This is a genomic window from Mesorhizobium sp. B2-8-3, assembly GCF_006440815.1.
Lineage (GTDB): Bacteria > Pseudomonadota > Alphaproteobacteria > Rhizobiales > Rhizobiaceae > Mesorhizobium.
Genome location: NZ_VFTW01000029.1, coordinates 49,641 through 63,406, shown reverse-complemented (window position 1 = coordinate 63,406; position 13,766 = coordinate 49,641). Strand labels below are relative to the sequence as shown.

Sequence of the window (13,766 nt, the reverse complement as noted above, 5' to 3'; positions counted from 1 at the left end):
GCACGAATCGTTCCATCAAAAGCTTGAATCACGACCAAGCCAAGATGGGAATCCTGAATATCAACAAACCTTAAAGCAGGTCGCGTGAAAAAGGATTCACGCGACCTGCTTTAAGCATGTCTTTGTCCCGAAACCGGGTCCACTTTCGGGAGACATGCTTTAAGCCCAAACAAAAAACCCGACGCGAGGCCGGGTTCTTCGTAGTTCGATGAGCGAAAAAGCTCAGGCGGCTTCTTCCTGTTCGGATTCTTCGTTGTCGGCCTTGGCGCCGCGCTTCGGACCCTTGTTGAGGTTGACCTCGATGAGGCGAACCGCCTCGGTCTCCGACATGCGGTTCACCGCGGCGATCTCGCGGGCCATACGGTCGAGCGCGGCTTCATAGAGCTGACGCTCGGAATAGGACTGCTCCGGCTGGTTGTCGGCGCGGTAGAGATCGCGCACCACTTCCGAGATCGAGATCAGGTCGCCGGAATTGATCTTGGCATCATATTCCTGGGCGCGGCGCGACCACATGGTGCGCTTGATGCGGGCGCGGCCCTGCACGACCTTCAGCGCGCGGTCGACATAGTCCTCTTCCGACAGCTTGCGCATGCCGATCGAGGTCGCCTTGGCGACCGGTACCTTGAGCCGCATCTTGTCCTTCTGGAAATCGATGACGAACAGTTCCAGCTTGTGACCCGCAACTTCCTGCTCGTCGATCGCCACGATCTGGCCGACGCCATGCGCCGGATAGACGATGAACTCGCCGGTCTTGAACCCGTGGCGGGCCGCGTTGGACTTCTTCTGCGGGGTGATCGTTGCCATTACGCCCTGAACTCCTTAGTTGTGCAACCGGCATCATGCCGGCTCGAACCGATGGGGTCGGCGATAGCCGACCATTAGCCGCGCAACAGGATGAACCACCGGAAAAGCAGGGACCGGCATACCGCACGAATGCGACCGCCTGCCCCAGATCGCTCTGGTCCGGATCTAAAAGCTCACCTTTCAGTGATTTGGGGCGTTAGCGCCATAAATCGACGTTGTGTCACCGGCATGTTTCGTTGATGTAACACAAAAAGTCGGAAGAATCAAGGTTTTGCTGCGTTCGCTAACGCCAAACGGGGTCGCTGCCTGTCAAGACAGCAACTGTATCGGTCGCGTTACGTCGCGTCATGCCGGCGTCGCCGGCGCCAGCATCAATCGCCTTCACCGGGCTCCGGCGAGAAATATTTCTCGAACTTCCCGGCCTCGCCGTCGAAGGTTTTGGCGTCCGCGGGCGGCTCTTTCTTGGCGGTGATATTGGGCCACTTCTCGGCGTATTCGGAATTGACCTGCAACCATTTGTCGAGGCCGCCCTCGGTGTCCGGCTTGATCGCGTCGGCAGGACATTCGGGCTCGCACACGCCGCAGTCAATGCACTCGTCGGGATGGATGACGAGCATGTTCTCGCCCTCGTAGAAACAGTCGACCGGACAGACCTCGATGCAGTCCATGTATTTGCATTTGATGCAATTGTCGGTCACTACATAGGTCATTGCAGGCTCCGGAACCTCCCGATTTGCTCGGCTTTTTCAGGTTGAGGTAACGCCTTTGCCGGCTGCTTGCAAGGGCAGCGCATTCGGGCACTGCCGGCCCCGGGGAATAGAATTCCAGCGGTCTCGCCGCTGGCGGTCCGGCTGGCCCAATTCAATCATCGCCGAGCAGGCGGTCGGTCTGCCGCCGCTCGCGTTTGGTCGGGCGCCCGCTGCCGGCCTCGCGCAGGCCTGGAATGGCATCCGGAACCGCCTCGCCCTTGGGTGTCGGCGCCGGCGACATGTCCTCGTAAAGCAGCCGCGCCTCGTCGGCCGGACCGCGTCGCGTGCCGCAATTCAGCACCTTCCAGACCAGGATACGGCCCTCGAGCGTGATGGTGAGAACGTCGCCGGGCTTGACCAGATCGGAGGCCTGCGCTGCTTTGTCGCGATTGATGCGGACGCGCCCGGCGACGGCGACTTTCGCCGCCAGGGACCGCGATTTCACCGCGCGCGAAAAGAACAGCCATTTGTCGATGCGCTGACGGCCCTCTCCAACCATCGGGGCTAGCTTTGTTGGAGCGTGATCTTATCCGAAAACCGGTTCCCACTTTTCGCTGGCGCGGTCCTTCGGTTCGGGATCATGCTGGCTCTTTGATGGAGCATGATCTCGCCCGAAAACCGGGTCCCACTTTTCGGGATCATGCTCGAACCTATTTCTTCAGCTGGTCGCGCAAGGCGGCGAGCTTGGCGAAGGGCGAATCCGGATCGAAGCGCTGCGGGCGCTCCTCGCGCGGCTTGCCCTGGAAGGCCGGCTTGCCGCCCTGGGCGTTGCCCTTGCCGTCCTGCCTGTTGCCCTTCCATTCGGGCCGGCCCTCGCGGCGGCCCCCCTCGTGGCGATCCGGCCGTTCGCCTTGCGGCCTGCCTTCGCGCCGTTCGCCAACTTCGCGCCGTTCGCCGGTTTCCGGCCTGGGCTTGAACTTCGAGCGGTCGAAGCGCGGCTTGCCGGCGCCGTCGCGCTGCTCGCGGCGGCCTTCCTGGGCGGGGCGATCGCCGGGCTGGCCGGCAGCGGCGCCAGGCTGGCCATCGCGCGCGGGCTGGCCGCCACGCGGACGATTGTCGCGACGGTTGTCGTGGCGATGGCGCAGACGCTGATGGTCGAAGCGCGCCTGGCGCCACAGAAGGACAGGCTTCGGCTCTTCAGTCTCGGCCGCGGTTTCGGCTTCCGTCGTCATTTCAGTCGATGCGGGGGTCTCGCTCGTGGCCGGGGTTTCGGTCTGCGAGGACTCGGCCTGAGCCGAAGGCACGCCTTCCTCCGTCACGGCCTCGCCGGCCGGCTCATCGCTTTGCGCTGCCGGTTCGCCTGCCGCTGCGGTTTCCGTAGCTTCCGCGGTCAGTGTCTCCCGTCCGATTGTTTCGTCGACAGGCTCCGCCGCGCTCTCGGCCGGGGTTTCGGTCCGCGAGGACTCGGCCTCAGCCAAGGGCACTCCTTCCTCCGTCACGGCCTCGCCGGCCGGCTCATCGCCTTGCGCCGCCGGTTCGCTTGCCGCCGCGGTTTCCGTGGCTTCCGCGGCCAGAGTTTCCTGTCCGATTGTTTCGTCGACAGGCTCCGCCGCGCTCTCGGCCGGGGTTTCCGCGGCATGGATTTCGGTGCTGTCCGTCTCCGGGCTCTCGCCGGACGTTGCCACGGTGGCGGCCTCGGGGGCGGGCGCCTCCGTCGCCTGCGCAGCGCGAGCGGCCTCTTCCGCGGCGAGCTTGGCCGCGGCCGCTTCACGGGCGGCGTCGTCCTGCGCGTCGAGCTTCGCTTTCACCTCGGCGGCCGGCTTCGCCTCGGAGCGATAGCCGAGACCCTTGAGGATCTCCTCCATGTCGTCGGCGGTGGCGCCGAGGATCGACATCATCGGCGGCGTCACCATGAAGGCGTGGCCGTCATAGGCGCCGTCCGGACGCTGGCCGAGGCCAGGCTTCCAGTTGGTCGCCGGGCGGATGAGGTCGGCGAGCCTTTCCAGGATGTCGACGCGCACGGCGCGGCGGCCGAGATTGCGGTAGCCGGCGAGCTTGTAGAAGGTCTTGTCGAAGGCCGGGTCAATGACCACGGAGGTGCGGCCGGAGGCCAGCGCATGCACCACGTCGCCGAAGCCCGGCTTGTCCTTGCCGTCATTCTTCAGCGCCCAGAGCAAGGTCACCAGGCCGGCCGGCGCCGGCTTGATCAGCGCCGGCACGAAGACATGGTAGGCGCCGAAGCGCACGCCGAGGCGGCGAAGTGCCGCGCGGCCTTCCTGGTCGAGAGACTTCATCTCCTCCGCGATGTCGCGGCGATTGATCAGGCCGAAATGCTCGACCAGCTGGAAGGCGATGCCGCGCGCGATGCCGGTGAGTTGGTCGGCATTCTTCAAGTCGACCAGCGGCTTCAAAAGCGACTCGATCTGGAAATTGACGAAACGCTCGGCGCGCGCCGCGACCTTGTCGCGGGCAGGCCCGGTCAGCTGCTCGTCGGCAAGCAGGATCAGGCGCGGCTTCAGCGCCTCGTCGCCGGCGACCAGCGTACCGATCGGCGCGCCGATCCAGCGCAGGACGCCGTCCGAGCCCAAAGCCAGGTCGCCATTGGCGCAAGCGGCAAAGCGTTCGGCGCGCGCCTCGAACTCGGCCGCGAGCGCCTTCTGGGCGGCGGTGCGCACCGCCTTGGCGTCCTCGCCGCCGGCGCTCTGGTCGGCGGTGAAGCGGAACCCCTGCAGCTCGCCGACATGATGGCCTTCGACGAGGACGGTTCCGGTAGGGCTGATTTCGGCTTCAGGCATGGTATTTTCTCTAAGGCGCCGCATGAGGACGGAAGTCCTGCGGTCTACGAAGCGTTTCGTCAACCGCTCATGCAGCGCATCCGACAATCTGTCTTCGATTTCGCGCGTCTTTTCCTGCCAGTGTAGCTGATCGGCCAGCCAGCCGGGGCGGTTGGAGACGAAAGTCCAGGTGCGGATCTGCGCGATCCGGTGCGAGAGCGTGTCGATATCGCCGTCCGTCGTGTCGGCGCGCCGCACCTGCTCGGCCATGTAATTCTCATCGACATGGCCGTGACGCGCAAGGTCCATATAGATCGAGGCGACGAGGTCGGCATGATGGGCCGGCGCGATCTTGCGGTAGTCCGGCAGGGCGCAGGCTTCCCACAGCAGCGCCACGCGCTCCTTGCCGGTGGCCAAAGCGCGGATGTCGCCGTCGCGCGACAGATGCTCCAGCGCCTGCGCGTCCACGGCCGGCAGCGCGCGGGTCAGCCCTTCGACCGGCGCATTGGCCTCGATCGAGCGTTTCAGCGCATCGAGGCTGGAAAAGTCGAAATCGGCGGTGCGCCACTGCAGCACCTTCACCGGGTCGAAGTCGTGTCCCTCGATCTTGGCGACCAGATCCTCGTCGAACGGATCGACCTGGCCGGTGACGCCGAACGTGCCGTCGCGCAGGTGCCGGCCGGCACGGCCGGCGATCTGGCCAAGCTCGGCGGCGGTCAGGTTACGGTATTGGTAACCGTCGAATTTGCGGTTCTGGGCGAAGGCGACATGGTCGAGGTCGAGGTTCAGTCCCATGCCGATGGCGTCGGTGGCGATGAGATAGTCGACATCGCCGGACTGGAAGATCTCCACCTGCGCGTTGCGGGTGCGCGGCGAGAGCGCGCCGAGGACGACGGCCGCGCCGCCCTGCTGGCGGCGGATCAGCTCGGCGATGGCGTAGACCTCGTCGGCGGAGAAAGCGACGATAGCGGTGCGCCGCGGCAGCCGGGTGAGCTTCTTCGAGCCGGCATAGGCAAGGTGCGAAAGCCGCGGCCGCGTCACCACCGACACGCCCTTCAACAGGCGCTGCAGGATGCCGTGCATGGTGGCAGCGCCGAGAAGCAGCGTTTCCTGGCGGCCGCGCAGATGCAGGATGCGGTCGGTGAAGATATGGCCGCGTTCGAGATCGCCGGCGAGCTGCACCTCGTCGATGGCGACGAAGGTGGCGTCGGTTTCGCGCGGCATCGCCTCGACGGTGCAGACCGAATATTTCGCCCCGGCAGGCACGATCTTCTCCTCGCCAGTGATCAGCGCCACCTTGTGGGCGCCGACCTTCTCGCAGACCCGGGCATAGACTTCGCGGGCGAGCAGCCTGAGCGGCAGGCCGATGACGCCGGTCTCATGCGCGACCATGCGCTCGATGGCGAGATGGGTCTTGCCGGTGTTGGTGGGCCCCAGCACGGCCGTCACGTCGCGGCCCGAAAGGATCAGCGGCTGGGAGTGTTTCGGCTGGATGTTCATCGGCTCGGAAATAAGGTTTCTGCCGCTTGTAGTCTGAAGCACGGCGGTGCCGCCGCGTGTGACAGGCGACACATAGGGACTTCGGGCGCGAAGCGAAAGCGGAATGTTCCTTTGGGGACAGGCAGAGCGGACCGGGGTGGGCAAAATCGGTCGTTGTTAACGGCTGGAACGAGTCTGGAACGAATCAGCGACGAATCGCTGACTCGTTCTGATTCAGGTTTTGTTCACGGCTATATGTGGGTTTTTTGACGGCGAGTCTCACCACATGCTGGATCGCTGAATTGGCCCGATTCCTGCGTGGCCCCGTCTGACCGAGACTGTCGTTAACTTTTGCCGGGCAACGGTCGCGGTCGACTTGAGCCTTGCCCTCAAAGTTATGAAATTATTGATTTTTCTTAATCGCCTTTAACGGATTCGGTGACGTTTGCGCCGTCCGCCGTTAACTTTCCGGCCAAAGCCAGAACGAATCGGCGACGAATCAGCGATCCGGTTATTTTCCCGGTTTGTTCACCCCTAGATATGGTGTTATCCACAGCTTACCCACCGAGAATTCACAGCTTGTTGGCGGAGTTGCGCACAAAGGAGGCTGCTGCCGTTAACCTTTGCGTGCCGAATTGAGGCAAGGTGTCGCGCCGAGCTTGTCGACGGGGCAAAAAGGCGGCTCCGATGTCGGGGCCGCCTCGGCGCAAAAAGGGTATCAGGCGAAGTTGGGTATCAGGCGAAGTACTGGCCGCCATTGGCGGTGATGGTCGAGCCGGTGATGAAGCCGGCCTCGTCGGACGCCAGGAAGACGACGCAGCGCGCGATCTCTTCCGGCTCGCCGAGGCGGCCAACCGGGATCTGCGGGATGATGCGCTCGGTGAGCACCTTTTCGTCGATCGCCTTGACCATTTCGGTCGCGATATAGCCGGGGCAGATGACGTTGACGGTGATGCCCGCGCGCGCGCCTTCTTGGGCAAGAGCCTTACTGAAGCCGATATCGCCGGCCTTGGCGGCCGAGTAGTTGACCTGGCCGGCCTGGCCCTTCTGGCCGTTGATGGAGGAAATGGTGATGACGCGACCGAACTTGCGGTCGCGCATGCCGCTCCACAGAGGATGCGTCATGTTGAAGACGCCGGAGAGGTTGGTGTCGATGACTTCCTTCCACTGCGCGGGCGTCATCTTGTGGAACATGGCGTCGCGGGTGATGCCGGCATTGTTGACCAGCACCCCGACCGGTCCGAGATCGGCTTCGATCTGCTTGATGCCGGCGGCGCAGGCCTCGTAGTCGGCGACGGACCATTTGTAGACCGGGATGCCGGTCTCGGCCTTGAATTTCTGCGCCGCCTCGTCATTGCCGGCATAGTTCGCCGCGACGGAATAGCCGGCGTTCTTCAAGGCGACCGATATCGCCGCGCCTATGCCGCGCGATCCGCCCGTGACGATTGCTACCTTGCTCATGTGGTCCTCCCTTTAAAATCGTCTGAGCGAATAGAGAGTAGCGAATAGCGAGTAGGGTCCGATGTCCCGCCGCGCGACGCTTCTTCTTCCCTATTCGCTACTCCCTATTCGCTACTCGCTGAGCTCACAGCGCTTCCACGCACATGGCCACGCCCATGCCGCCGCCGATGCACAGCGTGGCGAGGCCCTTCCTGGCGCCGCGGCGGCGCATCTCGTGGACCAGCGTGTTGAAGACGCGGGCGCCCGAAGCGCCGATCGGATGGCCGATGGCGATGGCACCGCCATTGACGTTGACGATCGAGGGATCCCAGCCCATGCCCTTGTTGACGGCGCAGGCCTGCGCGGCGAACGCCTCGTTGGCCTCGACGAGATCGAGGTCCTTGACCGACCAGCCGGCCTTTTCCAGCGCCCGCTTCGAGGCGGGGATCGGCCCCGTGCCCATGATCGCCGGATCGACGCCGGCGGTCGCCCAGGATGCAATGCGCACCAGCGGGGTGATGCCGCGCCGGGCGGCCTCGGCCTCGGTCATCAGCAGCGCGCCGGCGGCGCCGTCATTGATGCCGGAGGCGTTGGCGGCGGTGACCGTGCCGTCCTTGTCGAAAGCGGGCTTCAGCTTGGTCATGGCGTCGAGCGTCGCGCCATGGCGGATATACTCGTCCTGGTCGACTGTTGTGTCGCCCTTCTTGCCCTTGATGGTGAAGGCGACGATCTCGTCCTTGAACCTGCCGGCCTTCTGCGCGGCCTCGGCCTTGTTCTGCGAGGCCAAGGCGAACTCGTCCTGGGTTTCGCGGGTGATCTGGAACTGGCGGGCGACGTTCTCGGCGGTGTTGCCCATATGATAGCCGTTGAAGGCATCCCAAAGGCCGTCCTTGATCATGGTGTCGATCATCTTGTAGTCGCCCATCTTGACGCCGGCGCGCAGGTGCTCGGCGTGCGGTGACATCGACATCGATTCCTGACCGCCCGCGACGATCACCTTGGCGTCGCCGGTGGCGATCTGCTGCATGCCGAGCGCGATGGCGCGCAGGCCCGAGCCGCAAACCTGGTTGAGACCCCAGGCGGTGGTCTCCTTCGGCAGGCCGGCATTGATCGAGGCCTGGCGAGCCGGGTTCTGCCCTTGCGCGGCGGTCAGCACCTGGCCGAGGATGACCTCGTCGACTTCCGCCGCCTCGACATTCGCCCGCGCCAGCAGTTCCCTGATGACGACGGCGCCGAGCTCATGCGCGGGCGTTGCGGCGAAACTGCCGTTGAAGGAGCCGACCGCGGTGCGGGCGGCGCTGGCGACGACGATGGAATTGGAAGCGGACATTTTCTTCTCCAGACTTCGAGGTGTCGTATTTTCGAGATCGCTTTAGGACTTTCTTGCCCGTTCGAAACCCTGAGTCAAACCGGAAATGGGCATGACCGCCATGCGCGGCAAGCAGAGCGCGCGCCAGTCGCGGTAACGTGACGTTGGCCATGCGGCGGATTTTGCAATGGCTGTGCAGCATTAATTGATGCCGCAGTGCACAAACCGCTTGGAATTGTGACGCTTTTGCGCGTATCTTGGTTAAAGGGCGCAATCGTTACCGGCCGCTTACTCCTAGAGGTGCCGGTGTCCTGGGGAGGATACGGATGGCCGCAAAAGACGACCCGATCGTCATCAAGAAGTATGCCAATCGCCGGCTCTACAATACCGGCACAAGCACCTATGTGACGCTCGAGGACTTGGCCGAGATGGTCAAGAAGGGCGAGGAGTTCACGGTCCAGGATGCAAAGACCGGCGATGACATCACCCACCCGGTGCTGACGCAGATCATCTTCGAGCTGGAGAACAAGGAAGGGCAGAACATGCTGCCGATCCCGTTCCTGCGCCAGCTCATCTCCTTTTACGGCGATCAGATGCAGATGATCGTGCCGAGCTTCCTCGAACAGTCGATGATCGCCTTCTCCAAGGAGCAGGAGCGGTTTCGCGAGCAGCTCAAGGGCGCCTTCGGCAAGACGCCGATCGACATGATGAAGACGCCGATGAAGGCGCTCGAGGAACAGACGCGACGCAATGTCGAGATGTTCCAGAACGCCATGCGCATGTTCACGCCGTTCCCGCCCGCCGGCGGCAATTCGGCAGCACCGGCCGAGCCGCCGAAGAAGGAAGAAAAGGGCGACGATCTGCAGGAATTGAAGGCGCAGATTGCGGCCATGCAGCGCAAGCTGGACACGATGTCCTGACGGGTGGTGGCTGTCGTTGATGGTCGTCGCTGCGCCTGAGATTAGCCGAACCGACCCATCCCTTCGTCATCCTCGGACAGGTTTTGACCGAGACCGATACTTACTTACGGTGGAAATTTGAGGCCGAACAGTTCCGGTGTCGCTTATGGTGCCGATTTGAAGAAGACCGAGGCCGCCGAAAGGCGGCTTTTGGCGTTTCGCGACAGATTAGGCTGTCGAGGCTGCGGACGGGAAGCGCTCCAGCTCCTGCACCGCCTGACCGGCCTTCAACCGCATCGACCGGTTGAAGGCCGGTTCAAGGGCCGCCCCAAAGTCCCACCCTCGAAACTCCCGGCCCGGCCGAGCAACAAAGCTCCGAGAGGCGCGTCCTCACCGATTGTGGGCCGTCTACCCTCCTGAATTCGATTCGGATAGGTGACCTCTTCACCCGTCACCGGATCACGTCCGGGCTAATATTTGGCCGACAAATCGACGCGCCTCGTCTTCAATGGCCATAACGGTGCCCGACCGGCGCGTGGATGCAAAATCGAGCCCGGCAAAATAGATTCCGGGAATCGGGGCAACGCCGTCTTCGTGAACCGGCTGGCCTCGCTTGTCGAGAACACCGGGTACATCGATCCAACTGAAATCGCCCTGGAAGCCGGTGCACCAGACAATCGCTGAAATGTTCCGCTCTACGAGATCGAGCGACAGAATGGGGCGCTGGGGTAGGCGCGGAGCGACTGCCTCCGCCTCCTCCTCAACGGGTGCGGGGGCATCGAGACCGCTGCGTTCGATAAACTCATCGATACGTTTTTTGAATTGCGCGGAAATCTCGTCGCCGAACCGAATATTCCCAACAAGGTCGTCGGCGAAGACAGGCTGGCCGTTCTCCACGCCGAGAAATCGTCCGAGCAGCATGACGCCTTGGGCGCTGAGAGATTGCAGACTTATCGTGTGCAAAGCGCCAATCAGGGGCCTGCTGGCAACGCGACCGGAGGGATCGACGAAATCCTTGCGCGGCGCATCGACCAATCCGGTCTTCACCATCCATACGACAATGTCGCGCCCGCGATAGCATCGCGGCAGGCGGCCAATATGGCCCGTCGCAAGATAGGTCTCCCTGCCTGCCAGAATCAAATCTTCGGCGATTTGACTGCCAGACTGCGCACTGCCGATGACAAGGATAGCTCCGGCGGGAAGGTCGTCGGCACTACGGTAGTCAGAGGCATCGAGCTGTACTGGGCCATCCGTCAACGCGGAGGCGGAAACTGGTCGACGCGGACGGTTCAAGCTGCCGCTGGCGACAACCACGTTTTTCGCCCGCCACGTCTGCTCCGGCGTCACAATGTGAAAGAGCCCGTCACTTGATTTCAGTTTTGTGACCGAGATGCCGTTACGAACCGGGAGTTGGTAGCGCCGCGCATAGTCTTCAAGGAGAGTCGCAAACTCTATATGCGTCATAAATCCTTCTGGGTCCGGGCCATCGTAACGATCGCCCGGCATCACGCTGTACATGTTGGGAAGATTGAAGTGGAACGAGTCCCAACGCTGGGTCCGCCAGGTTTCGCCGATTCGCCCGCGTTCAAGGACGCAATGCCGCGTATCGGATTGGGCAAGCATATAACTGACGCCGAGGCCGGCCCATCCAGCGCCCACAACCACGGCATCCAGAACGCCCATTTCGTTCATGGCCGCCCCCAATGGCCATCGTTCATCTCGTCACCATCCTTCCGACAGCCCCTCGCACGCGCTGGGCGCGCGGTAACCGACCGCGGGCCAGCCCGCGATGCGCGGCGACCTGTCTCCTGCTTGGACGAGCTTGCCCCGACGCCTCGCATGCGAATACTCCACAAAATGTAGTATCTTGCGTTGATACGCTGACAGAAGGAGCGGGCCGTTGAGAAGTTACGGGCAGTTCTGTCCCATTTCCAAAGCCGCCGAGATATTCTGCGAGCGCTGGACGCCATTGATCCTGCGCGACCTCGGTAAGGGCGTTTCGCGCTTCTCTGAACTTCAACGCGGTGTTGCGCGGGCGTCTCCGACCCTCCTTTCCAAGCGCCTCAAACAACTGGAGGCGGAGGGACTTGTTGAGCGGCGCCTACCGGAATCAGGGCGCGGTTGGACTTACCACCTCACGGCGCCGGGCCAAGATCTGATGCCGCTGGTGCACGCGCTCGGCGTCTGGGGTCAACGGTGGTCTCGCCGAGAGCTAATGGATCATGAACTCGATGCTGGTCTGCTTCTCTGGGCAATTGAAAGGGGCGCGCATCCGGATGCCTTCGGAGCACGGCGTTCGGTCGTGAAGCTTACGTTCCGCGAGCGACCGGCTCGCTGGCGCCACTACTGGTTTGTCGGCGAGAATGGCGCGACGCAGCTCTGCATCACTGATCCTGCGTTTGATGTCGATCTCTACCTAACCACGACCTTGCGCGACATGATCTACGTCTGGCGCGGTGATCTTCCACTTCACGCCGCGCTCAGCCAAAGCAGGATCGAAGCGATCGGCAGCGCCCGAGCAAGATCGGCCCTGCCACGTTGGCTTGCCAGGTCCAAGTTTGCCGACGTGAAGTCCGAGCGAGTAGAGAGGCGTGTCGCAAAGAGTCCCAAGGCGGCCTAAGCAGCATTGCGTTGGCGGGCCAAGGCGTCTGCACTTTGCCGATGCGATGATCTCGGGCAAAGCCTCCAATATGGCGATGCCGCCCTGCCATTGCCTGTTCCGTTTCTATGTCTCGGAGGGCCGGCTCTCCTGCCAGCTTTACCAACGCTCGGCCGATATCTTCCTCGGCGTGCCATTCAACATCGCTTCCTATGCCTTGCTCACCATGATGGTGGCGCAGGTGACCGGGCTGAAGCCCGGCGATTTCGTCCACACACTGGGCGACGCGCATCTTTATTCGAACCATTTCGAGCAGGCGCGCGAGCAGATGCTGCGCACGCCCAAAAACCTTGCCGACGATGTGGATCAATCCGGAGGTGAAAGACCTCTTCGCCTTCCGCTTCGAGGATTTCCGGCTTGAGAACTATTTCGCGGATGCGAGCATCAAGGCGCCGATCGCCGTCTAGAGTCCCCGATAGCGCGGCAGCCACACGCTCCGCCCCAGGATGACGACCTCAAACGCGTTCCGGCTGATCTCCAAGGTCATCATCCCGCGCCAATTGGTCCGTCATAGCGGGCGCGGGGCCTGATCAGCCTGTTGCTTGTCACCTGCTCGACGGCATGCGCGGTCCAGCCGACACTGCGGCCGAGCGCGAACAGGCGGAACGGGGCGTCGGCGGGCAGGCGCAGGCCGCGCGTCATCGCGGCCAGCGCGAAATCGATGTTCGGATGCAGCCCGGTCGCGGCAAGAACCGCCTTGCGCAGTTGCAACAGGCCGTCATCGATCCTGAAATCGGAAAACAGCCCCTCGGCGCGCGGATCGCCTTCGGGGTAGAGCGGGTGGCCGAAGCCCGGCAGCGGCCGGTCGTGGGCGAGCCAACGGGCGATCGCCTCGTCAGCACCCAGCCGCTCGGCGTCCTCGACCAGCGCGATCGCCGCCGCGCCCGCGCCGCCATGGCGCGGGCCGCTCAGCGTCGCGAGACCGGCGAGCAGGCAGGCGGCGACCGGCGCGCCGGTGGAAGCCGCGACGCGGGCGGCGAAGGTCGAAGCGTTGAGCTCGTGATCGGCGAGCAGCACCAGCGCCTTGCGGATGAGTTTTGCCCCCGTGGCGTCCACCGACCAGCCCTGCGCCAACCTGTCATGCACCGGCTCCGATCCCGGCGTGGCGCCGAGCGCTGTGGCCAGCGCGCTGGTGGCGGCGGCGCCGTCCTGCTGCAGCATGGCCGGCCTGCGGCCGAGCGAAGGCCAGCCTTCGGCAGCCAGCGCCGATAGCCTGGCAAATGCCGTTGGCGTGCCGCTTTGCCGGGCAGCCGAGGGGGTCAGCGAAGCGAACGACACCGGACGGTCGGAAGCCCACAGCAGTTCGGCGGTCTCCTCGAGCGTCGCCGTCGCCGAAAGCTCCACCGCGTCCCTGCCGCGATAGACGAGGCGGCCATGCAGCACCGTCGAGATGGAGGTGGCGATCGCCGGCTCGCCCCAGGCGATGGCGCTTTCGGCGATCGCCTGCGGGCTCCTTCCGCGGTTGCGGCGCGTGGCGAGCGCTGCGATGTCGTCGGCGCGGTACTGGCTGCGGCGCGGGTCGGCGTCGTCCGGCTTCATGCCGATGCGGCCGCGGCTGACATAGGCATAAAGCGTCTGCGGCCGGACGTTCAGCCGCTCCAACGCTTGCTCCCGCGACAGCCATTCCGTCATTTGCCGCCTTACATTGATTATCTTGATCAAGATTGATGCATTGATTGCGCAGCATTAATTGCAATGCACAAAAGGTCAAGG

10 protein-coding genes and 1 pseudogene are annotated in these 13,766 nt (G+C 63.6%); 3 read left to right on the top strand and 8 right to left on the bottom strand.

Annotation, left to right across the window (positions count from 1 at the left end; translation table 11 throughout):
* Positions 1–222: 222 nt before the first annotated feature.
* From FJ418_RS28115 to FJ418_RS28090, 6 genes are all read right to left on the bottom strand, one after another.
* Positions 223–804 carry a CarD family transcriptional regulator gene (locus tag FJ418_RS28115; protein ID WP_140645828.1) on the bottom strand — a complete coding sequence of 194 codons (582 nt, stop codon included), beginning with the start codon at positions 802–804 and terminating at the stop codon, positions 223–225.
* A 371-nt stretch (positions 805–1,175) separates the two neighbouring features.
* The gene (gene fdxA / locus FJ418_RS28110) at positions 1,176–1,514 is read right to left on the bottom strand and encodes a ferredoxin FdxA (RefSeq protein WP_140645827.1); all 339 of its coding nucleotides are present in this window, start codon (positions 1,512–1,514) and stop codon (positions 1,176–1,178) included.
* Between the two features lie 151 nt (positions 1,515–1,665).
* The gene (locus tag FJ418_RS28105; protein WP_140654983.1) at positions 1,666–2,052 is read right to left on the bottom strand and encodes an RNA-binding S4 domain-containing protein; all 387 of its coding nucleotides are present in this window, start codon (positions 2,050–2,052) and stop codon (positions 1,666–1,668) included.
* 151 nt (positions 2,053–2,203) lie between these two features.
* Positions 2,204–5,767 (bottom strand): helicase-related protein, encoded by a 3,564-nt coding sequence (locus tag FJ418_RS28100; RefSeq protein WP_140871266.1) that lies wholly within the window; start codon positions 5,765–5,767, stop codon positions 2,204–2,206.
* Between the two features lie 714 nt (positions 5,768–6,481).
* Positions 6,482–7,207 (bottom strand): acetoacetyl-CoA reductase, encoded by a 726-nt coding sequence (gene phbB, locus FJ418_RS28095; RefSeq protein ID WP_140704594.1) that lies wholly within the window; start codon positions 7,205–7,207, stop codon positions 6,482–6,484.
* 124 nt (positions 7,208–7,331) lie between these two features.
* The gene (locus FJ418_RS28090; RefSeq protein WP_140645824.1) at positions 7,332–8,516 is read right to left on the bottom strand and encodes an acetyl-CoA C-acetyltransferase; all 1,185 of its coding nucleotides are present in this window, start codon (positions 8,514–8,516) and stop codon (positions 7,332–7,334) included.
* A gap of 305 nt (positions 8,517–8,821) precedes the next feature.
* On the opposite strand from FJ418_RS28090, the gene phaR reads away from it, so the two are divergent.
* Complete coding sequence (phaR, locus tag FJ418_RS28085; protein WP_140645823.1) at positions 8,822–9,415, top strand: polyhydroxyalkanoate synthesis repressor PhaR; 594 nt, start codon at positions 8,822–8,824, stop codon at positions 9,413–9,415.
* 438 nt (positions 9,416–9,853) lie between these two features.
* Here the strand turns inward: phaR and FJ418_RS28080 are convergent, their stop codons facing one another.
* Positions 9,854–11,086: an NAD(P)/FAD-dependent oxidoreductase gene (locus FJ418_RS28080; protein ID WP_140871245.1), complete on the bottom strand. Its 1,233-nt coding sequence runs from the start codon at positions 11,084–11,086 to the stop codon at positions 9,854–9,856.
* Between the two features lie 208 nt (positions 11,087–11,294).
* On the opposite strand from FJ418_RS28080, the gene FJ418_RS28075 reads away from it, so the two are divergent.
* Together FJ418_RS28075 and thyA are read left to right on the top strand one after the other, a co-directional pair.
* On the top strand, positions 11,295–12,014 hold the full coding sequence (locus FJ418_RS28075; RefSeq protein ID WP_140654991.1) for a helix-turn-helix domain-containing protein: 720 nt from the start codon (positions 11,295–11,297) through the stop codon (positions 12,012–12,014).
* A gap of 70 nt (positions 12,015–12,084) precedes the next feature.
* A pseudogene (gene thyA / locus FJ418_RS28070) lies at positions 12,085–12,460 on the top strand (thymidylate synthase); the annotation flags it as partial.
* A gap of 79 nt (positions 12,461–12,539) precedes the next feature.
* Here thyA and FJ418_RS28065 read toward each other — a convergent pair.
* Positions 12,540–13,685, bottom strand: coding sequence for a citrate synthase (locus FJ418_RS28065; protein ID WP_140871242.1), 1,146 nt, complete (start codon positions 13,683–13,685; stop codon positions 12,540–12,542).
* Positions 13,686–13,766: the final 81 nt, after the last annotated feature.

Coding starts and splice junctions, on each gene's coding strand:
- FJ418_RS28105 (WP_140654983.1), bottom strand. CDS start 2,052: ATGGTTGGAGAGGGCCGTCAGCGCATCGACAAATGGCTGTTCTTTTCG.
- FJ418_RS28100 (WP_140871266.1), bottom strand. CDS start 5,767: ATGAACATCCAGCCGAAACACTCCCAGCCGCTGATCCTTTCGGGCCGC.
- FJ418_RS28080 (WP_140871245.1), bottom strand. CDS start 11,086: ATGAACGAAATGGGCGTTCTGGATGCCGTGGTTGTGGGCGCTGGATGG.
- phbB (WP_140704594.1), bottom strand. CDS start 7,207: ATGAGCAAGGTAGCAATCGTCACGGGCGGATCGCGCGGCATAGGCGCG.
- fdxA (WP_140645827.1), bottom strand. CDS start 1,514: ATGACCTATGTAGTGACCGACAATTGCATCAAATGCAAATACATGGAC.
- FJ418_RS28115 (WP_140645828.1), bottom strand. CDS start 804: ATGGCAACGATCACCCCGCAGAAGAAGTCCAACGCGGCCCGCCACGGG.
- phaR (WP_140645823.1), top strand. CDS start 8,822: ATGGCCGCAAAAGACGACCCGATCGTCATCAAGAAGTATGCCAATCGC.
- FJ418_RS28065 (WP_140871242.1), bottom strand. CDS start 13,685: ATGACGGAATGGCTGTCGCGGGAGCAAGCGTTGGAGCGGCTGAACGTC.
- FJ418_RS28090 (WP_140645824.1), bottom strand. CDS start 8,516: ATGTCCGCTTCCAATTCCATCGTCGTCGCCAGCGCCGCCCGCACCGCG.